Source organism: Proteus terrae, from assembly GCF_003144325.1.
Classification (GTDB): domain Bacteria; phylum Pseudomonadota; class Gammaproteobacteria; order Enterobacterales; family Enterobacteriaceae; genus Proteus; species Proteus terrae.
Genome location: NZ_PENS01000005.1, coordinates 54,890 through 77,666 on the forward strand (window position 1 = coordinate 54,890; position 22,777 = coordinate 77,666).

23 protein-coding genes and 2 riboswitches are annotated in these 22,777 nt (G+C 35.7%); of the genes, 11 read left to right on the forward strand and 12 right to left on the reverse strand.

Translation table 11 applies throughout. The features are described from left to right. Positions 1-6 precede the first annotated feature (6 nt). Both DK857_RS05065 and DK857_RS05070 read left to right on the forward strand, forming a co-directional pair. Complete coding sequence (locus DK857_RS05065) at positions 7-444, forward strand: universal stress protein (RefSeq protein ID WP_109394019.1); 438 nt, start codon at positions 7-9, stop codon at positions 442-444. Positions 445-653: 209 nt separating this feature from the next. Continuing rightward, a complete protein-coding gene (locus tag DK857_RS05070) occupies positions 654-1,472 on the forward strand; it encodes an MBL fold metallo-hydrolase (protein ID WP_109401711.1) in 819 nt (272 codons plus the stop codon). Between the two features lie 74 nt (positions 1,473-1,546). Here the strand turns inward: DK857_RS05070 and DK857_RS05075 are convergent, their stop codons facing one another. Then, positions 1,547-2,131, reverse strand: a complete 585-nt coding sequence (locus DK857_RS05075) for a GrpB family protein (protein ID WP_109401712.1) — start codon at positions 2,129-2,131, stop codon at positions 1,547-1,549. 257 nt (positions 2,132-2,388) lie between these two features. Next, a complete protein-coding gene (locus DK857_RS05080) occupies positions 2,389-2,835 on the reverse strand; it encodes a universal stress protein (RefSeq protein ID WP_098942463.1) in 447 nt (148 codons plus the stop codon). Positions 2,836-3,068: 233 nt separating this feature from the next. Between DK857_RS05080 and psiE the strand changes: the two genes are divergently transcribed. Continuing rightward, complete coding sequence (gene psiE / locus DK857_RS05085) at positions 3,069-3,482, forward strand: phosphate-starvation-inducible protein PsiE (RefSeq protein WP_109394015.1); 414 nt, start codon at positions 3,069-3,071, stop codon at positions 3,480-3,482. A gap of 147 nt (positions 3,483-3,629) precedes the next feature. Beyond that, on the forward strand, positions 3,630-4,445 hold the full coding sequence (rlmA, locus tag DK857_RS05090) for a 23S rRNA (guanine(745)-N(1))-methyltransferase (protein WP_109401713.1): 816 nt from the start codon (positions 3,630-3,632) through the stop codon (positions 4,443-4,445). Between the two features lie 92 nt (positions 4,446-4,537). On the opposite strand, the gene mntP is transcribed toward rlmA, so the two are convergent. The 4 genes from mntP to pabB form a co-directional block, all read right to left on the reverse strand. Beyond that, complete coding sequence (gene mntP / locus DK857_RS05095) at positions 4,538-5,125, reverse strand: manganese efflux pump MntP (protein ID WP_006533102.1); 588 nt, start codon at positions 5,123-5,125, stop codon at positions 4,538-4,540. An 84-nt stretch (positions 5,126-5,209) separates the two neighbouring features. Next, positions 5,210-5,323: riboswitch (yybP-ykoY riboswitch) on the reverse strand. A 495-nt stretch (positions 5,324-5,818) separates the two neighbouring features. Further along, entirely contained in the window at positions 5,819-7,180 is a 1,362-nt protein-coding gene (locus DK857_RS05100) for an L-serine ammonia-lyase (RefSeq protein ID WP_109374205.1), read from the reverse strand. A 184-nt stretch (positions 7,181-7,364) separates the two neighbouring features. Further along, complete coding sequence (locus DK857_RS05105; protein WP_109394013.1) at positions 7,365-7,928, reverse strand: CoA pyrophosphatase; 564 nt, start codon at positions 7,926-7,928, stop codon at positions 7,365-7,367. Next, positions 7,915-9,300: an aminodeoxychorismate synthase component 1 gene (gene pabB / locus DK857_RS05110; protein ID WP_109394012.1), complete on the reverse strand. Its 1,386-nt coding sequence runs from the start codon at positions 9,298-9,300 to the stop codon at positions 7,915-7,917. Before pabB ends, DK857_RS05105 begins: the two co-directional genes overlap by 14 nt. A gap of 112 nt (positions 9,301-9,412) precedes the next feature. On the opposite strand from pabB, the gene DK857_RS05115 reads away from it, so the two are divergent. Beyond that, positions 9,413-9,595 (forward strand): YoaH family protein, encoded by a 183-nt coding sequence (locus DK857_RS05115; protein WP_069367593.1) that lies wholly within the window; start codon positions 9,413-9,415, stop codon positions 9,593-9,595. Positions 9,596-9,691: 96 nt separating this feature from the next. After that, positions 9,692-10,081, forward strand: coding sequence for a protein YebF (gene yebF, locus DK857_RS05120; protein WP_109401714.1), 390 nt, complete (start codon positions 9,692-9,694; stop codon positions 10,079-10,081). 103 nt (positions 10,082-10,184) lie between these two features. On the opposite strand, the gene DK857_RS05125 is transcribed toward yebF, so the two are convergent. Continuing rightward, the gene (locus DK857_RS05125) at positions 10,185-10,418 is read right to left on the reverse strand and encodes a DNA polymerase III subunit theta (protein WP_109394010.1); all 234 of its coding nucleotides are present in this window, start codon (positions 10,416-10,418) and stop codon (positions 10,185-10,187) included. 1,342 nt (positions 10,419-11,760) lie between these two features. On the opposite strand from DK857_RS05125, the gene DK857_RS05130 reads away from it, so the two are divergent. Both DK857_RS05130 and DK857_RS05135 read left to right on the forward strand, forming a co-directional pair. Continuing rightward, the gene (locus DK857_RS05130) at positions 11,761-13,233 is read left to right on the forward strand and encodes an alanine/glycine:cation symporter family protein (protein WP_088495266.1); all 1,473 of its coding nucleotides are present in this window, start codon (positions 11,761-11,763) and stop codon (positions 13,231-13,233) included. Between the two features lie 100 nt (positions 13,234-13,333). Continuing rightward, entirely contained in the window at positions 13,334-14,173 is an 840-nt protein-coding gene (locus DK857_RS05135) for an N-acetylmuramoyl-L-alanine amidase (protein ID WP_109401715.1), read from the forward strand. Positions 14,174-14,283: 110 nt separating this feature from the next. On the opposite strand, the gene brnQ is transcribed toward DK857_RS05135, so the two are convergent. From brnQ to DK857_RS05150, 3 genes are all read right to left on the reverse strand, one after another. Further along, positions 14,284-15,630: a branched-chain amino acid transport system II carrier protein gene (gene brnQ, locus DK857_RS05140; protein WP_109401716.1), complete on the reverse strand. Its 1,347-nt coding sequence runs from the start codon at positions 15,628-15,630 to the stop codon at positions 14,284-14,286. A gap of 302 nt (positions 15,631-15,932) precedes the next feature. Further along, positions 15,933-16,739 carry a sugar-phosphatase gene (gene yidA, locus DK857_RS05145; protein WP_109394007.1) on the reverse strand — a complete coding sequence of 269 codons (807 nt, stop codon included), beginning with the start codon at positions 16,737-16,739 and terminating at the stop codon, positions 15,933-15,935. Between the two features lie 127 nt (positions 16,740-16,866). Continuing rightward, a complete protein-coding gene (locus DK857_RS05150) occupies positions 16,867-17,253 on the reverse strand; it encodes a helix-turn-helix domain-containing protein (protein ID WP_006533085.1) in 387 nt (128 codons plus the stop codon). Positions 17,254-17,613: 360 nt separating this feature from the next. Here DK857_RS05150 and mgrB point away from each other — a divergent pair, with 360 nt between their 5' ends. Together mgrB and DK857_RS05160 are read left to right on the forward strand one after the other, a co-directional pair. Further along, on the forward strand, positions 17,614-17,769 hold the full coding sequence (gene mgrB / locus DK857_RS19335; RefSeq protein ID WP_226892284.1) for a PhoP/PhoQ regulator MgrB: 156 nt from the start codon (positions 17,614-17,616) through the stop codon (positions 17,767-17,769). Between the two features lie 149 nt (positions 17,770-17,918). Continuing rightward, positions 17,919-19,301, forward strand: coding sequence for an amino acid permease (locus DK857_RS05160; protein ID WP_109394006.1), 1,383 nt, complete (start codon positions 17,919-17,921; stop codon positions 19,299-19,301). Between the two features lie 118 nt (positions 19,302-19,419). Here the strand turns inward: DK857_RS05160 and pagP are convergent, their stop codons facing one another. After that, positions 19,420-20,055 carry a lipid IV(A) palmitoyltransferase PagP gene (pagP, locus tag DK857_RS05165; RefSeq protein ID WP_109394005.1) on the reverse strand — a complete coding sequence of 212 codons (636 nt, stop codon included), beginning with the start codon at positions 20,053-20,055 and terminating at the stop codon, positions 19,420-19,422. Between the two features lie 668 nt (positions 20,056-20,723). Beyond that, a riboswitch (TPP riboswitch) is annotated at positions 20,724-20,812 on the forward strand. A 51-nt stretch (positions 20,813-20,863) separates the two neighbouring features. Here pagP and thiD point away from each other — a divergent pair. Beyond that, entirely contained in the window at positions 20,864-21,661 is a 798-nt protein-coding gene (gene thiD, locus DK857_RS05170) for a bifunctional hydroxymethylpyrimidine kinase/phosphomethylpyrimidine kinase (RefSeq protein ID WP_109394004.1), read from the forward strand. A gap of 65 nt (positions 21,662-21,726) precedes the next feature. Here thiD and fbaB read toward each other — a convergent pair whose 3' ends face one another. Then, complete coding sequence (gene fbaB, locus DK857_RS05175; protein ID WP_006533078.1) at positions 21,727-22,776, reverse strand: class I fructose-bisphosphate aldolase; 1,050 nt, start codon at positions 22,774-22,776, stop codon at positions 21,727-21,729. Position 22,777: the final 1 nt, after the last annotated feature.

A 22,777-nucleotide genomic window follows, 5' to 3' on the forward strand; every position in this document is an offset into this window, starting at 1 on the left:
GACGGTATGTATAAGAATATTTTGGTTCCCATTGATATTGATGAAGATAACCTGATGAACAAAGCAATTCCGTTAGTGGAAAATATTGCAAAAAATGAAGATCCTTATGTTCACTTTTTGTATGTACTTCCTAAACTTCCACAATCTTCTTATTATCGACTTGTTATGAATGATGATCAATTAGATCAAGAATGCTTAAAAACGTCTGCGGAAAAAGAGCTTAAGAAAATAATCGAACGTTTTGATTTACCTGACGATAGAATGCAAACTCACATTTGTATAGGTACACCAAGAGATGCAATATTACAGGTTGCTGATGAAGTAAATGCGGATTTAATTGTGATTGGTTCACATAATCCTGAAGACGATTCATATCATATAGGTTCAACTGCTGCAGATATTACACGTTATGCAAAACGTTCTGTTATGGTAGTAAGAAAATAGGGCAGTTAGATAAGCCTAATGTTCTTATAAGCGATAAATAAGCGTATTTACAGATTTAGTGATATCGCTGTTATGTTCCGTTTGTGCGTAACAGCGATTATGCGGCTCAAAAGGTAAAACAATTGCACAGATAGACAACTTTTACATTTTGAACAAATTCTTTTTTTAATTACTATAAGTTACCTCCTGATAATAATTAAAAAATCCCTATGCTAACGATCACCGCATTGCTAGAAAACAAATCAATTAATCCTGAACTTAACCACTACCCTGGTTTATCATTATTGTTAGAAGATGATGAGTGCCAAGCTAAAATTCTCTTTGATACTGGAAAAGACCTTACTTTTATTTCAAATGCCAAAAAAATGGGTATTGATTTAACCACATTGAAAACAATTGTTGTGTCTCATGGGCATTATGATCATTTTGGTGGGCTCACTCATTTACCAGCAGATTTTTTCACTCATAAACCACGAATTATCGCTCATCCCCATCTATTTTCTGTTCGTTATTCAGCACTTTTTTTAGGCAATAAAAATATTAAATTTAAACGGTTAGCACCTTTATTTGATCGCAAAAAACTTGAAGTACAGTTTTCTTTTGAATTAACACAAGCACCGTTAGCAATAGAAGAAACCTTTATCTATTCGGGGCAAGTGACTCAACGCCAAGTGAATAAACGCTACGGTGTTATTATTCATGAATCAGGCGAAGAAGATGACTATGTTCTTGATGATAGCTTTCTTGTTTGGCAAGGAAAGAAAGGCTTAGTGATTATCACAGGTTGCAGTCACTCGGGGATCGAATCCATCATTGGACATGCGAAAAGAATAACAGGAAATAACCAAATTCAAGCGATTGTAGGAGGATTGCATTTACGTTGTGCAACACCATCAGCATTGCAGCGTGCGAAAAAAGCCATAGATACAAATATTGATGTTTATGGATGCCATTGCACTGGTGTATTAGGACGAAAATATCTTAATGCGAAAGATTTTAATGCAGGGCAGTCTTTATCTTTTGAATAAAAACAAACAATAAAATTCATATCCTCACTTTAGGAATAGTGTGAGGGTATGAAATAAAAAGGGGAATAGATTGCTTAAAGTGAATCAAAAATTCGCTGATAAATAGCTTTTACAACATGATCTTTTTTCTGGTTATATTGATGTACATTTTCAACATCTTCTTTTGCACTGAGTTTTGCATCTATATATAACTCTCTATCTTCTTTATGGTTAATTAACCAATCTCTAAATAAAATATGTCTAAGATGTTCAGGACAATTAGGTGCAAATACATGTAGGTTCACCTTAGGTGTATCTAGTTTTAGCATACGATGTTGATACCAGGAAGGTTCTCTTACTGTAAGTTCATAGCCTAACTGATTTAACCAAGGAATATAGCTGGGTTCATCAGCGGGATCTGCAACAATTAAGTCAATATCAATGATCGGTTTTGCATCTAATCCAGGTACCGCTGTTGAGCCAATATGTTCAATGGCCAAACATTTATCTTTTAGTTTTTGGATAATATTTTCTTTTTGTTGATTAAATAATGTTACCCATAATTCATTATATGGCTCAATTTTTATTACACTTGGTGTTGGTTTCCCATTTACCCACGGATTTTCATCAGGAGAACCTTCTTCAAATGTACAGATTTTCTGTTTTAGATCTTGATTCATAAGTATCTCATGTAAAGTTTGGAAGACAGAGAATGAAAATAAATTTATTGGAATTAAATTTAGGATAAAAGCAGAAACATCGATAAAATAGACCTGAAATTTTAGTTTTTTTGGTCTGTATACTAACAAGTTAGCTCTTTGAAATGAAAAAATTAAGGCGCATTTAGTGCTATTTATAATGAAGAAAATTGCAGAGTTCTTTTGGCAATAAATAATCTAGTATTATTTATTGCCAAAAGAAAAGAAGGTGAGTGATTTTACTTGCGAATGACCATTACTGAACGTGATGTATTATTCACTATATAATCTGCTGTAGAACCCAGTAATATATTGCGTTTATTGCGTGAGCTAGAACCTATAATAAGGGTATCTGCATCAATTTTTTCTGCTAATTCTAGAATATTGTAATTAGGCGTACCAATAACGGCATGACATTGGTATTGTTCTTTGGGTAAGTTAAATTGTTGTTTTACACATTGCTCTAATTTTTCAGTTAATAGAACTAAAGCTTGTTGTTTTTTCTCAACGACAGACGTGCTATCACAATTAAGCCCATAAGCTTCTAAAGAGCGTAAATTAGGCATAACTGTAATGAAATGGAAATAATTTTCTGGTTTCCTAGCTAGGAAGTGAATATCTTCGATCATGCGCTGAATTCTGCTATCTTCTAATAAATCAATTGCAACGAGGTATTTGTTAGCCATAGTGTGCCTTTTCAATAAATTAGCTCTTAAATTAAGTATAAGTAAACTGGCTTACAAGTTGAAATTTAAAAGCAAATATTGCGATTATTGCATCATTATTCTTGGTTTTTTGGCTCTAAAAGATAAAAAATAGTGTGATGAATGCATAAATCTATTAAAATTTAGCAAAATTGCCTAATAGGCCTTTTATCATTTTTACACATCATGGATGATCCCACTAGGTTATAGTTTATATGAGAAAATCAAGCGAAGACTTACTGAAATGTATTGCCACTATATTACAGTGGGTGCTTAATATTGGATTACTTATTTTAGCAATTGTACTGGTTAGTTTTCTTATCAAAGAAACGTACGTAATTGCTTCATTATTATTTAATTTAGGTGCAGAAGAGTCGTCTTATCAATTGCTAGAAGGTATTTTGATCTACTTTCTTTATTTTGAGTTTATTGCGCTTATTGTTAAGTATTTTTTATCTGGCGGACATTTCCCACTTAGATATTTTATTTATATTGGGATAACGGCAATCGTACGTTTAATTATTGTTGAGCATAAAGACTCTGTTGATACGCTAATTCAATCAGGTGCAATTTTGCTGTTAGTTATTGCGTTATTTATCGCTAACACTGAAAAACTTAAGCGAAGTTGATTTGCCTATAAGTTGTGGCTGTTAAGTAACTTAGCATAGAGAGTATAATTTAAGATTAAAAATAAAAAGTAAGGTTTTCCGCAAGGTTGGGTGAGGTATGTTATTATCTCTCCCAATTTTATTCTGGGTTATACAAAAAATATTACTATGTCCTATCAATGTCCATTATGTTATCAGGCACTTTCTCTTCAAGCTCACAGTTGGGTTTGTGATAATAATCACCAGTTCGATTGCGCTAAAGAAGGGTATGTAAATCTGTTACCGGTGCAATTTAAGCGCTCAAAAGAGCCTGGTGATAGCGCTGAAATGATCAACGCACGCCGTGAGTTTTTAGATGCAGGTTTTTACCAGCCAATGCGAGATAAAGTGGCTGAGTTAATACAAACATTATTGCCTGAAGATAACAGTGTTGTTTTGGATATTGGTTGTGGTGAGGGTTATTACACCAATCAGTTTTATCAAAATCTAAAATCACATAACCCGCAAGTGTATGGTTTAGATGTTTCTAAAGTTGCGATTAAATATGCTGCTAAACGTTATTCATCAATTCACTTTTGTGTAGCTTCAAGTCAACGTTTACCTTTTTGTGATGCCTCTTTAAATGCGGTTGTGCGTATTTACGCCCCTTGTAATAGTGATGAGTTAGCAAGAGTTATTGTGCATAATGGTTATATCATTACTGTTACACCAGCCCCTCGTCATCTCTATCAGTTAAAAGCACTGATTTATTCAGAAGTACATCTTCATCCATTAAAAGAAGAATATTTTGATGGATTTAATAAAGTATCTGAACATCAAGTTGCTTATATGATGAATTTAAACGGCAAGCAGGCTTTTGATTTATTACAAATGACACCATTTGCATGGCGCGCTAGTGAAGAAGTAAAACAGTCATTAGCGGAAAGTAAAAATTTTGAATGTGAAACCGATTTTTTAATTCGTGTTTACCAACGTCATGCTTAATCTCGCAAAATTAAAAATATTTTATTAAATTAATAAAAAAGCTTAGGTTGTAATATTTCAAACCTAAGCTTTTCAATATGTTATATTAGCGATTATTTGGCGTACATAAATAATTCTAAATGTTCGAAGACAATATTAAAGCCGATTGCAATTAATACGATCCCACCGATAATTTCTGCTTTTTTTCCAAGTACTGGACCAATATAACGGCCAATTAGCATACCCAGAGTTGCCATAATCATAGTCATCATACCAATCGTCATTGCGGTATGAACAATATTGACTTGAAGGAACGCTAAACCGACACCAATTGCCATTGCATCAAGGCTTGTTGCAATACCTGTTGCGATTAAAGACAGTGAGCCGTGGCGTTGTGGGGCATCTTCTTCACAAGGGCAATCATCACCACGTTTTAAGCTTTGGTAAATCATTCGGCTACCAAGAACAAACAGTAATCCAAAGGCAACCCAGTGATCCCATTGAATAATATATTGGCTAGTATATAAACCTAGTGCCCAACCAATAACGGGTGTGCTGGCTTCAATAATACCGAATATAAATCCAGTGCGGAGTGCTTCACGAAAACGAGGTTTGTGTAATGTGGCACCTTTACAGACTGCGACAGCAAATGCGTCCATAGAAAGGGCAAGGGCGAGAATGATAGTAGCGTAGAAACTCATAATAAAGCCTCGGTTGGGGTATTTCCATATACACACAATTGACCCCCAACCAAAGAAGTACAATCATGTGTCTATGGTCTTGCCAACCGTATTACGGCATCTGCACCACGCTAGATGAAAATAAGCGAGTATGTTGATACAGATTTCTTAAAATAATGTTTTTTATTTTAAGACAGGCTACTCCCCAATGACTTGGTGCAGAAGATAACATATTATTTTCGAAAGGCAACATATTATTTATTATATTCCAAAGATGATATTGATAATAATTATCATTATTAAGTTTGGCAATTTTAAATATATTGTAAATAATAATTAGATGTTAAAAAAATGATAAATTTCAATATGATGAATAATTAACCATATAATAAACAATGGATTTTAATTCTTTTTATAATAAGAAATTAGTTTTTTTATAGAAATGAATACACCTGAAAATTATAAGCTTTATTCTTTATAAAATTAAATGAATACTAAATGAGCCTATATTTAATGCGTATATTTAATACTTATGTTTAATATAGAAAAATAAGAAATTTTTAAATTATAGAAAGATATACTACTTAATTTTAAATGGTTACTTTATGATTATTATCTTTAGTTATCTAAGGGTTAAGCGATGATTAAAAATAAAGTAGCGAAAATAAAAAAGCCATTCATTTTGAATGGCTTTTTCTGTCTAAATAATGCTAATTAGTCACACTGGACTTTGATTGCAAGACCACCGCGTGATGTTTCACGGTATTTAGCATTCATGTCTTTACCTGTTTCATACATGGTTTCAATGACTTTATCGAGAGAAACACGAGGTTCACTGGTACGACGGATTGCCATACGTGCAGCATTAACGGCTTTAACTGAAGCAATAGCATTACGTTCAATACAAGGAACTTGAACTTGACCTGCAACTGGGTCACAAGTTAAACCAAGATTGTGTTCCATACCGATTTCAGCAGCAATACAGACTTGTTCAGGGCTTCCACCTAATAATTCAGCAAGACCCGCAGCCGCCATTGAACAAGCTACGCCAACTTCACCTTGGCAACCTACTTCAGCACCTGAAATAGAAGCATTCATTTTGTAAAGAATACCAATTGCACCAGATGCTAAGAAATAACGTAAGTAGGTTTCTTGTGTAACAGGTTCGATGCAACGATCGTAGTAAGCCAATACAGCAGGAACGATACCACATGCACCATTTGTTGGTGCTGTGACAACGCGTCCACCTGCTGCGTTTTCTTCATTAACTGCCAGTGCAAACATATTGATCAGATCGACGACTTTCATTGGATCGTTTGACAGGCTGTTGCTTGATGTTAATAAGCGATTTAATGCAGCTGCGCGACGAGGTACGCGTAATGGTCCCGGTAATACGCCTTCTGTATTTAAACCGTGTTCAATACACTCTTGCATTGTTTTATAAACATCAGCGAAATAAGCATTAATTTCTGCTTGAGTATGCAGATCTAGCTCATTTTTCATCATTAAGCTAGAAATGGATAAACCCGTTTCTTTACAGTGTTTTAATAACTCTTCTGCACTTGCATAAGGGTATGAAACTGGCTTGCTATTTAATGTTGATTTACCAAAATTTTCTTCATCAACGATAAAACCACCACCAATAGAGTAGTAGGTTTTTCTATAGACTTCTTTGTCGCCTGCAAAAGCATGGATTGTCATACCATTTTCATGTAATGACAGATTATCATTACTGAAATGCATACTTTCTGCTGGGAAATCGACCACTTTTAGGCCGTTTGCTAATGATAGCTTGCCAGTTTCTTCAACTTCACGAATAAAACCGGGAATGCTGTCAATATCGACAGTAGCTGGTGCGTTACCTGCTAACCCCATGATAATTGCGATATCAGTATGGTGACCTTTGCCTGTCAAAGACAAGGAGCCGTAAACATCAACAGCTACGCGAGTGACAGACGCAATCAATTCCTGGCTGACTAAATCATCGACAAATTCTTTACCCGCTTTCATTGGCCCTACGGTGTGAGAGCTAGATGGTCCGATGCCCACTTTAAACATGTCGAAAACGCTAATCACGTCAGACTCCTTAATAATAAGAGAGAGGGTTAAAAAGAATAAAATATAGTTATTTATAGTAAAGGGATCGTTTTTACGATTATATCGTCCCGTTAATGATGTAGTTTACAACATTTTTTTAAAATAGCTAAGTAGAGTTGTGAAGGCGATGATAAAAAGCACAGGTTGGATATAAAATAGCGTATTAAGTAATATGCAGAGCGAGTCTATGTAAAATAGCGGCGGTTAATCCCCAAACAAGATGTCCATTATAGGGATAAAAGTAGATACGATGATTTTCACCAGCACGATGAAAATCTAATGGCTGATAATGCTGGGCATTAAGTACATGACTTAGTGGCATTTCAAAGATAGAGGCGACTTCAGCAGGATTATGGCGTAATGGTAAACCTGCAGGAATAACACCCACAATTGGGGTGACTAAATACCCGCTAGAACTTTGTAAAGGGGCTAACTGACCAATAACGGATACAACATTGGGTGGAATAGCCACTTCTTCATGTGCTTCTCTTAGTGCAGTTGCAATAAGGCTGCTATCTTCAGGATCACGTTTACCGCCGGGTAACGCGACTTGTCCTGCATGAGAGCGTAACGTTGATGCACGCTCAGTTAATAATAATGTTGGATTAGGTTTATTGATAATCGGCAGCAAGACTGCCGCCGATCTTTGGGTATGAATAGGCTGATTTACCTTGTCATCAGGTAATGTGAGTTGGAAACGATTGATAAAAGTATCAATGGGTGTCATCGATAGTAGACTCACTTAAAACAGTTAATATTTGCCCAAGTTTATCGAATGTTTCTTGGTACTCTTTGTCAGCAACGCTATCAGCAACAATACCACCACCTGCCCAGCAGTAAATTTTATTTTTTTCAGTCAATAAAGTGCGGATGCTGATATTGGTGTCCATTGTGCCACAAAAACTGATATAACCAATCGCACCACAGTATCCATGGCGACGATGAGGTTCAAGTTCTTCAATGATCTCCATCGCTCTGATTTTCGGTGCTCCAGTGATAGAACCACCGGGAAAAGCTGCTCTTAATAAATCAGTTGCTGCTAGATGAGAAGGTAACTGCGCTGTAATCGTACTGACCAAATGATGTACTGCTGGGAAGCGTTCAACAACAAATAACTCTGGTACTTTTACTGAACCTGTTACTGCAACTTTGCCAATATCATTACGCATTAAATCAACAATCATTAAGTTTTCAGCGCGATCTTTACGAGAGTTTGCTAATAACAGTGCTTGTTCATCATCTTCTTCTGACAATACTTTACGAGGTAGCGTTCCCTTTATTGGGCGTGTTTCTATTTTATTATCAGCTAAATGAATAAAGCGTTCAGGTGAAACACTAATCACAAAATTGTTGGGTAAACACATAAAAGAAGAGAATGGCGCTTTATTAGCTTGATTTAATGTTAAGAATGCATTCCATTCACTACCAGTATAATTTGCACAAAAACGTTGAGCTAAATTAACTTGATAGCAGTCACCCGAAAGTAAGTATTGATGAATTTTAGCAATCTTATCGTTATATTCATCATTGCTAATGTTTGATTGCCAATCAGTTGTTAAAGCAAATGTAGTATCAATAGATGTGGATGCTTGGTTTTCTAACCACTGTAAACGCTCATTAATATTGTGATAACTAATTAAAGTGGCTTTTTTTAAATGGTGATCAACAATAAGTGCCCAATCATAAATACCAATCGCCATATCTGCGAAATTAAGTTCATTTTTCGCTATTTCAGGTAGAGTTTCAAAACGACGGCCTAAGTCATAACTCCAAATACCTAAAGCACCTCCTAAGAAAGGCAACGATTCATTATGCTCTGGGTGGAAATTAAATTGTTCTAACGCAGATTGAATAAGTGTAAAGGGATCTTTTTTAGAACGTTTCACCGCACCATTTTTTTCTTTAATGGTTGTTGTTTGCTTACGCGTTTCCAAAGTTACAGCCGGATCCGAGACAACAACATCAAAACGGTTATGAGGATGTTCGGCAAAGCCAGAATGAAGTAAACTAGACCAAGGCAATGAGGCAATAGGAGAAAATACCCGTAATGCTAGATCAGGGGTATAAGTTAATTCACGTTGTTGTAATTGCATATCCATCTTATGACCATATAAACAAAGTGTGTCGTATTATTCGCACATTAAATTGTAATCAAAAAGATTACATTCATGTAAATACAAAATAGACGTTAATAAAGATAAGAGTAACATTATGTTTCTAGGAATGCCTACATTAACACATGAAGAGCAGCAAAAAGCAGTAGAAAAAATTCAATCTCTTATGGCTGAGGGAATGAGCAGCGGAGAGGCAATTCAGTTAGTCGCTCAAGAATTAAGAGAGAAACATACAACTCGTGAATCTGTTTCCATCGTATTTGATGATGAGAATGAATAAAACATTTTTTTAACAAATGTCACAATTGTGTTATTGACCATGTGCTATGCTTAATGAAAACACATCCTGTTTTAAAGGATATTTTCGGGAGGTTATATGAAATTAAGCAAGTTTATTGGTCAAACAGGGGTACTTGGAGCAGGTCTTTTACTTGCTGTTTCTTTTGGAGCATCTGCAGAAAGTATCGAAAAGGTTAATAAAGATATTGTGCGTTCCGCTCCCTTTGCGAGTTGCGTTAATTTAGATAACAATCAACTTGTTACAAGAGTAAAAAATGATTATCTACAAAATCGTTTACCTCGCTGGCAAGATGATAAAAATGCATTAGGATCAAAACCTGTTGCGAGTATTAATGCCAATGAAGTTATCAAGATGGATAATAACTATCAGATGGTATTGAATGTAAGAGGGGCGAGAACAGACCTTCGTTACAATGTTCAAGTCAATTGTGATGACAATACGATTACTTATGTTTCTCCTAAATAATAGATAGATGATAGTAAGTTTTAGTTAATATATAGAAAGAAAAAGAGATAAATCTTGGTTTATCTCTTTTTTTACCATTATCAAAATCACGGAGAGTGTTTGACTATTTTTTTATCTGCGGTTCATAAGGTAAACGAGAATAGTGTTGGCTTCTTGCGCGATAAAATACCAGCCTTTCTTGAAAGAAAGCATGAAAAGCTTGAGGTTGTTCTCTTAAAACAGCATCTGCTACAACGGGCATGTTATAGCGTTCTTTAAAAGCGACGCCTGAAGCAGCTAAACTTATATTTAGCTTATCTTTTTCTTCTTGTGTTAATTCTGAAAGGTTATAACTCATTATTTATCCCTCTGTAACGATATAAATAAGGTAAAAGAGCATGCTTATTAATGCAAGCAAATAAAGATATTAGTCATTAATGTGTAGTAAAAATGATGTACTTTATTTGGGACGATTTTTAATCAAGGTCATTAAATATAACAATAAAATCTTATTCCTTTTAAATTGTTATACCACTTTATGGGTAATTCAAATAAGGCTAATGATAAAACAAACATTTTCAACCCTTATTAAATAAATTCTAAAATAGAGAAAAATCAGTTTACTTATAAGAAGAGTAAATAATATTAATGTTTAACTTGATTTAGATCAATGAAAAAAATGAAAGATTTTGCATTAAAAATAGGTAAATAATGTTAATTTATCAATTAGATGTTTCATGTGTTTTTATTTTATCTTATTTGACAAGGGGTTGTGGTAAGGCTATGAAATATTAGGATAAAAAAATGCCCTATTGGGGAAACAGGGCAAAAATTAATACAACACCAGGGAAAAACATAGTATAAATAAAATTAACTAAATGGTTAATAGGTAAACTTACGTGATTCTGCATTTTTTTATTAATATGAAATAAAGTGTTATTAAACTTTAATTAATATTCAAATAAGAAGAGTGTTATTAATGAATAGCAAGTGAATAAAAAAGAGAAGAGAAACTAATCAACAGCATTCTTAAAAATCTAAGATAACAAACCATGTTAGAATTAATGTATTAGAGTAGTGTGATAAAATAAAGATGTAAAGTTTATTTTTTATCTAATCTTAATATCTTATTAATATTAAAGCATTTTATTAATACGACAATATAAAATATTTATTGTTAATTGTTGTGAAAATCTTTATTTCTTAAATGTTAATTATCAAAATGTTAAATTAGATATTAAAAAACACTTTAATTAATGACTTTAATAGTTCATTTAAATCTTATTTTAGATAAATAGAAAAAATTATTAATTGATGTTTTTTTAATCTGTTTATTCTTTTTCTAAAATGACTGATTAACTTAATGACCAAAGTGTTTACTTTACTTTTTCGAGTAAATAAAATAAAAAAATAATTATTTATCCTAATGATATATATGGTTTTTTTATTTTACAATATTGTTTGTTTTAGTTAACGAGATAATTAAAATAAAATAATAACACGTAAAAAAATAAACAAAAAATATACATCTCACACAATATTGTGTTACATTTAGTTCGCTTTTCACACAGTAATCTTTGATATTACTTTAAGACGGATTCGATTCAGTAATTGACTTAATTACACGATATCTGCTTGCTTTTTTATTTCAATAGCGATGTAAGGATAGGTTATATACGTTATTATATAAGGGGATTAATTTGACAGGGCTAATAAACTTTGCGAATAACATTTTATGGGGATATGTTCTTATCTACTTACTTCTTGGAGTAGGTATTTACTTTACTATCCGTACTGGATTTATACAAATCCGACATTTTAGTCATATGTTCTCTATTTTAAAAAATAGCCACAAGTCAGATAAATCAGGGATCTCTTCCTTTCAGGCATTATGCACCAGTTTAGCTGCGCGTGTAGGTACTGGAAACTTGACGGGAGTCGCGATTGCTTTAACAGCAGGTGGCCCTGGCGCTATTTTTTGGATGTGGGTAGTTGCTTTAATTGGTATGGCAACATCATTAATAGAAAGTACGCTCGCGCAACTTTATAAAACAAAAGATGATGATGGTAATTACCGTGGTGGTCCTGCTTATTATATGACTAAAGGGCTGAAAATGCGCTGGATGGGTGTTCTCTTCGCCATTTTCTTGATTATCGCCTTCGGTTTAGTTTTTAATGCTGTTCAAGCCAATTCGATTGCTCAAGCCACAGCTTCTGCCTTTAATTTTGATCCACTCTATGTGGGGATATTTTTAGTACTAACCAGCGGATTTATTATCTTTGGTGGCCTGCGTTGGATTGCACGAGTTGCTGAGTTAGTTGTTCCTATTATGGCAACAGCTTATTTATTATTAGCTTTTTGGGTTGTTGCAGATCATATTGAGCGCTTACCTGAAGTTTTCATTTTAATTTTTAAAAGTGCCTTTGGATTACAGGAAGCCGCAGCGGGTGCAATTGCTTATGGTATTAGCCAAGCGATGACACAAGGCATTCAGCGTGGTTTATTTTCTAATGAAGCAGGTATGGGATCGGCACCTAATGCTGCAGCTTCAGCAACACCTTATCCACCACATCCAGCATCTCAAGGCTATATTCAAATGCTAGGTGTTTTTATGGATACCTTGGTTATTTGTAGTGCTACTGCGGTGATTATTTTATCATCAGGTGTACTCGATAGTTATCCAGAAGGCATTAACGGTATTCAATTAACACAATTGGCATTGTCATCGAGTGTGGGAGGTTGGGGGAGTACTTTTATTGCTATTGCCATTTTCTTCTTCGCTTTTACCTCTATTATTGCTAATTATGCTTATGCTGAAAGTAATATGATTTTCCTTGGACGTAATCATACAACAGGTCTATTTCTTTTACGTTCAGCGGCTTTAGCTATGGTGATGTTTGGCGCTTTAGCAGATATGCCTCTTGTTTGGAAAATGGCCGATCTTTCAATGGGATTAATGGCAATGACTAATTTAATCGCAATCATCTTACTTTCTGGTGTCGCCTTAAAATTAGTTAAAGATTATAACCAGCAACGACAAGCCGGCTTACTGCCTACATTTGATATTCGCCAATATCCAGAGTTGCAAGATGATATTGAAGAAGGGATTTGGGATGAAAATATTGTTCCTGATGAGCCTTTAGTTCGATGTGAAAAAGTGGGCAATAACTAAAGTAATAATAAAAAAAGCGTCAAAACACATAACCCATATTTTTTAATATGGGTTTTTTTATTACAATTTAACTTTGGGAATATTAAATCAAGGATCAGAAATGAGGTCTAGTCGGTATTACATAGGATTACTTATTGCAATAAGTCTCTTAACCAGTTGTGCCAAGCAATCAGAATTTGTTGATAGAGGTGAATATATAGTTAAAGTTATTCCTAATAAGCAGGAAGCTAATGACTGTGTAAAATATCTGGTGATGCACTATACCGCGCTAGATGATGAACGCTCACTGAGAGTTCTTACTGGGGGGCGAGTCAGTAGTCATTATTTTATCCCCACACATCCTTCATCTATTGACGGAAAACCAGTGATCACTTCATTAGTGGATGAAAGACAAATCGCATGGCATGCGGGCATTAGCCAGTGGGGAGACGCAACTAGCCTGAATAATTGCTCCATTGGAATTGAGATAGCCAATCTGGGCTACCGTGATAATGGTAAGTTTAGGTATTGGTATTCTTATACCGCAGATCAAATTGTGACTATGTCAGTAGTGATGAAAGATATTATTGAACGTCATAATATCGAGCCTCAAAACGTTTTAGGTCACAGCGATATTGCACCTCAAAGAAAAGTTGATCCGGGTCCTTTATTCCCTTGGGAAAGATTAGCAAACCAAGGAATAGGTGCTTGGCCTGATAAGGAATTAGTGCAAACTTATTTAGCAGGTCGAGATCCTTCAGAGCCTGTTGATGTGGCAAATTTTCAAAAGTTATTACAGCAATATGGTTATCAAACACCAACAAATGGTGTGTTAGATAATAATGCACAAAAAGTCGTGAAGGCCTTCCAAATGCATTTTAGAGCAACGAAAGCGAATGGGATCCCTGATGCCCAGTCAGAAGCAATTTTAAGGGCATTGATTGAAAAATACCGAACTTAAAATTTTCTGTGATAAATTAGACAAAAAAAAAGCGTCTCCAATATGAAATTTGGCAGGCGCTTTTTTTATCAACTTACAATCAGTATTACAAATTAGGTGTTATATGATGATTATTTCGCTGTATTTTCTACTGGAAGGTTTTCTTTTTTAAGGTTTAAGCTGACAACCAGCGAAATTACGAATGCAATCGCACCTGGTAATACCCAGCCTAAACCATAATCAGAAAGTGGAATATAGCTAAATAATTGTAGTAAATCAGCATTTAACCACTTCAATTGTTTCAATGTGTCGAAAAGGCTCATTAAGACGATGATTGCAATGGTAAAGCGATAGGTAAAGCGAGGTGCTTTTAATTTATTACGAATAAATTGTAGCAATACCAAGGTGACTGATGTTGGATAAATCATTAATAACGCAGGAATAGTCACTCGTAATAATGTATCAAGACCAAATGTTGATACGATTGTGGTCATTAATGTAAATACCACAACCCAGAAACGATAACCTAAACGATGATAGAATGTCGCAAAGTAGTCTGCGGCAGCACTTGTTACACCCACAAGTGTTGTCATACTGGCTAATAAAACAATACCACCCATCAGCCAAGTACCCACAGAGCCAAATAATGCATCAACATAACGTGAGAAAATTTGACCACCGTTAGTAGCATTGAGTGCAGGATCAGCAAAGACAGAAACAGAGTGACTTGTTGCACCTAAGTAGAAAAGGCACAGATAAAGCGCAGCTAATAGTAAAACTGAAATCATGCCGGCTTTTACGGTAATAAAACCGATTTGGCGTGGTTCAGTGATGCCTTTGGTATATAAAGCACGAGCAACGATACCACCGAACGCCATAGCAGAAAGGACATCCATGGTTTGGTAGCCATCAATAAAGCCAGAGAAGAAACCATTAACAGCATAAAGACCTGTTGGCTCACCAATTGGAGAAATCGGTTTAGCCACAACAGCAATACCTACAACCACCAGTAGGACTAACAGTGCCGGAGTCATAAACTTACCAATGGCGCTGATCATGGTGCCTTGTTTTAGCATGAAGAACATACTAGTGATATTGAAAATCAGTGCAAAAGTAAGGTGTGTTGCCGTATTTTTCTCAATAAGCCCTAAAGGTAAGAAACCCATTTCATAGGCGGTATTGGTGACACGAGGCATTGCAAAAGTAGAGCCTACGATAAGATACAGTGCTACCCAGAAAATAACGGCAACCCATGAAGGCAAATCAACTGAAAGACGCTCACCACGTCCGCGAATTGCAACAATAACTAAGGTTAGGAAAGGGAGTAAGACACCAGTAACAAGGAAACCTAAAGATGTACTAAACCAGAGGTTTCCTGATTGAAAACCCGCCATAGGGGGAAAAATAATATTGCCGGCGCCAAGGAAGAGTGCAAAAACCATCATTCCAAGAACGAGCATATCTTTTGTAGAAAGCATAACTTAAACTACCTGTCTGTGAAGAAAATATATAAATGATTTATATTTGTTATTCTACATCTAGCCTAATTAACAGCTTAATATGTTGTGAAAATGCAGTTTGAATAACGAAAAGTGAATTGATAGTAACAAATTCTGAAGGATATGTAAGAAGAAAGGCAGATTTAACGCTCATTTAACAGCAATTATAGAATAATAAAAGGCTATGTTTTTGGTCGAAAAGCAGTGTGATCCTCTGCTAAGGATCACAATTGCTATATAATTTTGTAGACATTCACGATAAAACACAAAAAAGATCGTGTTTAAATAAATTTATTGATAGCGACTGCAACACCATGCTCTTCATTAGAAAGTGTGACGAATTTAGCGGCTTTCTTCACTTCTTCAGGGGCATTTTCCATCGCAACACCTAAACCTGCATATTTCAGCATTGCTAAATCATTGCCTTGATCACCAATACACATGATTTTTTCTGGTGTAATTTTTAAATGTTCAGCCACTTTTTGAACCGCACTCCCTTTATTGACATTGGTGTTCAACACTTCAATAAAATAAGGAGCACTACGTAATATGCTGTATTGTTCATAAATATTAGCAGGAAGATATTGAATGGCATTATCTAAAACGGCAGGAGCATCAACAATCATAAACTTACTAAAATACATGTCCGTTTGCATTTCATTTAGTGGGCGATAATAAAGCGGTGTCCAAGATAAAAAGGCTTCTTGGCAGGTGAAATGGCTAATATGACTATTGGTGGTATAAATCTTATTGTCACTAATAACGTGAAAATGGACGCCTATTTCACGAGCGAGGTTTTCAAAATAGAGGTAATCCTCGAAATTAAGCAGATCTTGAATAATAACTTCACCATTATCAGCTTGATGGATTTGGCTACCATTATTGCTGATACAGTAACAATCAGAGGTATCAAGACCGAGTGTTTTTAAATAGGGAGAGATGCCATTAAAAGAGCGTCCTGAAGCTAATACAATCTTAACTCCCGCCTCTTTTGCTCGCTGGACTGCTTGTTTTACTTCTGGTGTAATTTCGTGTTGTTTGTTGAGCAAGGTTCCATCTAAATCAATAGCGATAAGCTTAATACTCATTAGCATCCCCATATTAAATAAAAGCAATCATGATAAAGGAAGGGCGAAGCGGTCTATCATCACATAGCTTGAGTATTATTTATGTGACATTAAAGGCTATCTGCATAATGCCACATAAATGGAAGGGTTAATCACAACAAGGTGATTGTAAATGTAAAGGCTGTTTGGTTTCTAAAACGATCTCTTGATTTTGCCGAAAATCGAAAGGCGTGATGCCATACTCTTTACGGAACATATAAGTAAAGTGAGATTGTGAACCAAAGCCGAAATCAAGGGCGATATCGAAGATAGAGCGCTCACTGGTGCGTAATAAATGAATAGCACCAGCTAATCTACGCTGACGGATATACTTTCCTAAAGAGGTGCCCGTGACTTCTTTAAATATTTTCTGCATGTGCCAAAGAGAATATCCAGAATAAGCGGCCAACTCTTCAAGATGGATAACACGACCTAAATGCTCCTCAATCCATTTACTTAGCGCGCAAACCAATGCGAGATGATTATCTTGTGGCATTACAGTTCCATTCTATCAATGAAGTTAAGGTAAAAATCAAAATTAACTCCCTAATCTTATACAAAAAATGGCAGACAGAGAAACCCATATTAATGGATAGCTATCTCTAATCGTTGGCAAAATGTGTACTTAGAATAATATAAGACCATTTTGCATACAGTTTAGAGCAAAATAATGCAAATTATCTGAAGTCTGTCGAGGAAGCGTTTACCTTTCGTAATGAAAGTTATGCTAAATTTACTCATAGAGATAATTGATTGCGGATTTTATAACAACAACTCCCTGTTTTGTTATCGTATTTAAGCGAATGCTTATGATGTGATAAGTCATACTAACAAAATGTATTTAAAGGATTTTAAATTGAACGCAAAGAAAATAATTATTAGCTTAATTATTGCATTAGCCATTACCTTTGGCCTCTATCTTGTGGCTTTAGATAATTTTTGCGATCGTGGAGAGGATTTCCAGCAAGGCCTTTGTCGCTTTACCACATTATTCCCCTCTAAACATCACTAAAAGATAGCTTTTCTTATTATTTTTCGCCTAGCATAAAATGTATTTGTTATTCAAGTCAGAATAGTGTTTTAATGGTGGCTTGAAATAAACAAAATCGTAAATATTAGTTTACACTTTAAGTTGATAAAATAATAAAGAGAAGAGGATGTATGGCGAGAGAGTCGCAACAGACAGAACTTAAGCGCGGTCTGAAAAATCGACATATCCAGCTGATTGCGCTGGGTGGTGCTGTCGGCGCTGGTCTGTTTCTTGGTATAGCGCAAACAATTAATATGACAGGTCCATCAGTTATCTTAGGATATGCTATTGGTGGTTTTATTGCGTTTATGATCATGCGCCAATTAGGCGAAATGGTTGCCGAAGAGCCAGTTGCGGGTTCGTTTAGTCACTTTGCTAATAAATATTGGAGCCCATTTGCAGGCTTCTTATCTGGTTGGAACTACTGGGTGATGTTTATTCTTGTCGGTATGGCAGAATTAACAGCGGCAGGTAAATATATTAACTATTGGTTACCCGATATTCCTGTTTGGGTTTCCGTTGCTATCTTTTTTGTGGCAATCAACTTAATTAATCTGATTAACGTGAAAATGTATGGTGAAACAGAGTTCTGGTTTGCCATTATTAAAGTATTAGCGATTGTCGGGATGATTTTGTTTGGAAGCTACTTATTGGCGAGTGGTAATGGCGGCCCTCAAGCTTCTGTCAGCAATTTATGGGAGCTAGGCTTTTTCCCTCATGGTTTTACGGGCTTTATGTCTGCATTAGCCATTGTTATGTTCTCTTTTGGTGGACTTGAGCTGGTGGGGATCACCGCCGCTGAAGCTGAAAATCCAAAAGTCAGTATCCCGAAGGCGACTAACCAAGTTGTTTATCGTATTTTAATTTTCTATATCGGTTCGTTATTAGTGTTACTTTCACTTTATCCTTGGACTCAAGTTGTTAAAGGTGAAAGCCCATTCGTTCTGATTTTCCATAACTTGGATAACTTCTTAATCGCGAATATTTTAAATGCTGTGGTATTAACAGCTGCACTGTCTGTTTATAACAGTGGTGTTTATTCTAATAGTCGCATGCTTTATGGTTTGGCTAAACAAGGTAATGCACCACATGCACTTTCTCGTATTAATAAACGTGGTGTGCCGGTAGTGTCGTTACTGTTATCTGCAATTGCGACTTCATTGGGTATTTTAGTTAACTACTTATTACCTGATCAGGCGTTAGAGCTATTAATGGCTTTGGTTGTTACTACGTTAGTGCTTAACTGGATTATGATCTGTTTGGCGAATTTAAAATTCAGAGCCGCAAAAAACAAAGAGGGTGTAGAACCTTTCTTTAAAGCACTTTGGTATCCATATGGTAACTATATCTGCCTTGCTTTCTTATGCATGATATTAGTGATTATTTTATTTATGCCACAAGTGAATATTTCGGTGATTTTAATGCCATTCTGGATTGCATTCTTATGGGTTGGATTTAAGGTTTCCCGTATGAAGAAAACACCTAATAGTACTCAAGCAAGCCAAGATATTTAAGTTATTACAGATTGATTGAGTAATTTTGTTGAATAAGAAAAACGCATCTAAATGATGCGTTTTTTATGTTCTATCTTTTTATTGTTTACACTTATTCTGATAAGCAAAAATAAGGAAATTACTGCCAACGTAACCAAGCAAATAATACGTTACCGTTGTTATAAGTGCCTGGTACATAGGTCGCTTGTAGTGAAAGATGCCCGTAGCCGACAGAAACTAACGGTAAAGGAAGTGGCATAGGAATATAGTTGTATTCATGGCGCGCTGTAATGCTTAGCGTAAATCCTGCCCCCATACGGAACCCGTCTTTATCACCGGGATACCACATTTTTTCAAAACCATAGCCCATAATAGGCTGAACTCGATTATTTGAGTCCATAAATGCCATCGCATAAAGAGAGTGCCAATCACCGTCATTGTCATAACGATATTTCCCCATGCCAAAACCCCAAGGTGTTTCGTTATAGCGATTAGTTTTTTCTCTATCGTAAGTAAAACGGTTATGCCAAGTCCATACCGGTAAATAGTAATTATATTGGTCGTTATCCCAAGTTTGATTGACATTACGTTTGAATTTTCCCCAATAACTCTCTTCGTTATTAGATTGAGATACATTATTGGTAGTTTGCTGTTTTTCTGTAGTAATAATCTGATGTGGGGGGGAATTATTTTCAGAAGCGAAAGCAGTTGTTGTTAACGCAAGCGAAAACAACGTGGTTGCTAAAACGCTAGGGTGAAAATAGGTCGAAAACATAATATAACTCCGAGTACGACATTGCTATGATTCTGGTGATGACAAATAAACGTTACTAATAGTGTTATTTAATCGACAAGTATTTAAGATAAGAGGTATCTGAAACTTTACTTCTTAACTAAAATCTTAAGGGATAAGAATCGGTTATAAAGAAAATAAACAAGTTTGTTGTATTTATGAATGTGTTTATTTAAGACATTCAATATTGTTATCTTTTAATGGTAGCGTATTGTTTTTAATTTAAAATTAAGTTTTTATTAGATTGAAAATAATCTATTGATAAATAAGAATAAAGAGATCTTATTTAAGATGGGTTATTTCCAATATAAAAATTAACCAAATATCTATTTCTATGACTTAATTGAAATATTAATATCAATAACATCAACTTATCTAAAGAGATTAATTTCCAGCAGGATAATAGAGTAACGAATAAGAAGAGTTAAATAAAAAAAAGAAAAAATCTGTGTTGGTTTATAAATCGTTTAAGTGGTGTAAGTTTTGTTTAGCAAGATGCCTATTTTTTGTGCAGATTATCCCAAAACAAAAATATGTGGATAATGTTTATTCACACGTTTTCAAAAAATAGATTACTTATTATTGAGATTAGCTATCAAACTAGCATCTTTATCTTGAGCATGCGATACTCCTTATCGCCTGAATTTACAGGCTTTGGCTCGGGGCGCCTTATGGCTGAGATGAACCCGTATAACCTGATCTGGATAATGCCAGCGTAGGGAAGTCAAGGTAACTCTGCTGATTAACAGAGTCCGACTTTTCTGTAACTGGTGAAAGGAGGAGTTAATCAGTGAGATTCAATGCATTGTCTATCGCAGGCACCGATCCTAGTGGTGGTGCGGGTATTCAGGCTGATCTGAAGACATTTTCCGCACTGGGTGTCTATGGCACGACAGTAATGACAGCACTTGTTGCTCAAAATACCTGTGGTGTCTGTAGTGTCTATGATTTATCCCCCGATTTTGTTGCTGCTCAATTAGATGCGGTCTTATCTGATGTTCGAATTGATAGTGCCAAAATTGGTATGCTCTCTAATGCTTCAATTATTGATGTGGTTTGCGACAAACTTCAGCAATATGCCATTCCTTTTGTTGTACTTGATACCGTGATGATTGCAAAAAGTGGTGATCCGCTATTGCAACCAGATGCGGTTAATAAAATGGTTAATCAGCTGTTGCCTCTGGTTGATTTGATCACGCCTAATTTACCTGAAGCGGCAGCACTGCTAGGTTGTGAAGTCGCTCAAGATGAAACAACGATGAAGCAACAAGGTTATGCTTTGCTAAAGCAAGGATGCAAAGCGGTGTTGATGAAAGGAGGGCATTTAACTGAAAATGAAAGCCCTGATTGGTTATTTACTCAAGATGGCGAGTGGCGATTCACTTCAAAACGCGTTAATACGAAAAATACTCACGGTACAGGATGTACTCTTTCAGCCGCTTTAGCGGCTATCCGTCCTCAAGTTTCTGATTGGCAAACTTGTGTTGAACAAGCAAAAGCCTATTTACAGCAAGCGTTAGAACATGCTGACAGTTTAGAAGTTGGGCAAGGTTTTGGTCCGGTACACCATTTTCATCGCTGGTGGTAAGGCTACCTACAACAACATTAAAAAAAGCCACTCAGTTGAGTGGCTTTCACAATTAAATCGTTCAATTAAGCAATAGTGACAGATTTATTTAGATAAACATCTTGCACTGCATTAATTAGGGCAACGCCATCTTTCATTGACTTCTTGAACGCTTTACGTCCTAAGATCAAGCCCATACCACCAGCACGTTTGTTAATAACGGCGGTACGGACAGCATCTTCAAGATCATTATTACCTGAAGCACCACCAGAGTTAATTAATCCCGCACGACCCATATAGCAGTTTGCTAATTGGTAACGAACTAAATCAATTGGGTTTTCAGTGGTGAGTTTTGTGTAAACACGCTCATCAGTATGACCAAAACCAATCGCTTTAAAGCCACCGTTATTTTCAGCCATTTTTTGTTTAACGATATCAGCACCAATTGTGGCGGCTAAATGGTTTGCCTGACCGGTTAAATCCGCACTTGCATGGTAATCAACGCCATCTTTCTTAAAGGCTGGGTTACGTAAATAAGCCCATAAGACGGTGACCATACCCAATTCATGAGCACGTTCAAAGGCCATTGAAATCTCTTCAATTTGGCGACGGCTTTCTTGTGAACCAAAGTAAATGGTCGCACCCACTGCAACAGCACCCATTTCAAAGGCTTGTTCTACACTGGCATACAGTGTTTGGTCATATTGCGCTGGGTAGCTTAGGGTTTCGTTGTGGTTTAGTTTCACAAGAAAAGGGATTTTGTGTGCGTAGCGACGAGAAACAGAAGCAAGAACACCATAAGTAGAGGCAACACAGTTACAACCTGCTTCAATAGCTAACTCAACAATATTTTTCGGATCAAAATAGAGTGGGTTTGCTGCAAAAGAGGCTGCGGCAGAGTGTTCCACACCTTGGTCAACAGGTAGGATAGACAGATAACCCGTTCCCGCTAAACGCCCGTGATTAAACAGGGTTTGCATTGAACGTAACACGCTATTAGGGCGATTGTTATCAATCATGACACGATCAACAAAGTCAGAACCTGGCAGGTAGAGATTTTCGCTCGGGATGGTTTGGCAACGATGTTCTAATAATGATTTCGCATCAGCACCTAACAAACTTACTATATCAGTCATT

What these genes read in the sequence shown, in the direction of transcription:
- DK857_RS05065 (WP_109394019.1), top strand. Translation starts at nt 7, where the DNA reads ATGTATAAGAATATTTTGGTTCCCATTGATATTGATGAAGATAACCTG.
- DK857_RS05070 (WP_109401711.1), top strand. Translation starts at nt 654, where the DNA reads ATGCTAACGATCACCGCATTGCTAGAAAACAAATCAATTAATCCTGAA.
- DK857_RS05075 (WP_109401712.1), bottom strand. Translation starts at nt 2,131, where the DNA reads ATGAATCAAGATCTAAAACAGAAAATCTGTACATTTGAAGAAGGTTCT.
- DK857_RS05080 (WP_098942463.1), bottom strand. Translation starts at nt 2,835, where the DNA reads ATGGCTAACAAATACCTCGTTGCAATTGATTTATTAGAAGATAGCAGA.
- psiE (WP_109394015.1), top strand. Translation starts at nt 3,069, where the DNA reads ATGAGAAAATCAAGCGAAGACTTACTGAAATGTATTGCCACTATATTA.
- rlmA (WP_109401713.1), top strand. Translation starts at nt 3,630, where the DNA reads ATGTCCTATCAATGTCCATTATGTTATCAGGCACTTTCTCTTCAAGCT.
- mntP (WP_006533102.1), bottom strand. Translation starts at nt 5,125, where the DNA reads ATGAGTTTCTACGCTACTATCATTCTCGCCCTTGCCCTTTCTATGGAC.
- DK857_RS05105 (WP_109394013.1), bottom strand. Translation starts at nt 7,928, where the DNA reads ATGACACCCATTGATACTTTTATCAATCGTTTCCAACTCACATTACCT.
- pabB (WP_109394012.1), bottom strand. Translation starts at nt 9,300, where the DNA reads ATGGATATGCAATTACAACAACGTGAATTAACTTATACCCCTGATCTA.
- DK857_RS05115 (WP_069367593.1), top strand. Translation starts at nt 9,413, where the DNA reads ATGTTTCTAGGAATGCCTACATTAACACATGAAGAGCAGCAAAAAGCA.
- yebF (WP_109401714.1), top strand. Translation starts at nt 9,692, where the DNA reads ATGAAATTAAGCAAGTTTATTGGTCAAACAGGGGTACTTGGAGCAGGT.
- DK857_RS05125 (WP_109394010.1), bottom strand. Translation starts at nt 10,418, where the DNA reads ATGAGTTATAACCTTTCAGAATTAACACAAGAAGAAAAAGATAAGCTA.
- DK857_RS05135 (WP_109401715.1), top strand. Translation starts at nt 13,334, where the DNA reads ATGAGGTCTAGTCGGTATTACATAGGATTACTTATTGCAATAAGTCTC.
- brnQ (WP_109401716.1), bottom strand. Translation starts at nt 15,630, where the DNA reads ATGCTTTCTACAAAAGATATGCTCGTTCTTGGAATGATGGTTTTTGCA.
- yidA (WP_109394007.1), bottom strand. Translation starts at nt 16,739, where the DNA reads ATGAGTATTAAGCTTATCGCTATTGATTTAGATGGAACCTTGCTCAAC.
- DK857_RS05150 (WP_006533085.1), bottom strand. Translation starts at nt 17,253, where the DNA reads ATGCCACAAGATAATCATCTCGCATTGGTTTGCGCGCTAAGTAAATGG.
- DK857_RS05160 (WP_109394006.1), top strand. Translation starts at nt 17,919, where the DNA reads ATGGCGAGAGAGTCGCAACAGACAGAACTTAAGCGCGGTCTGAAAAAT.
- pagP (WP_109394005.1), bottom strand. Translation starts at nt 20,055, where the DNA reads ATGTTTTCGACCTATTTTCACCCTAGCGTTTTAGCAACCACGTTGTTT.
- fbaB (WP_006533078.1), bottom strand. Translation starts at nt 22,776, where the DNA reads ATGACTGATATAGTAAGTTTGTTAGGTGCTGATGCGAAATCATTATTA.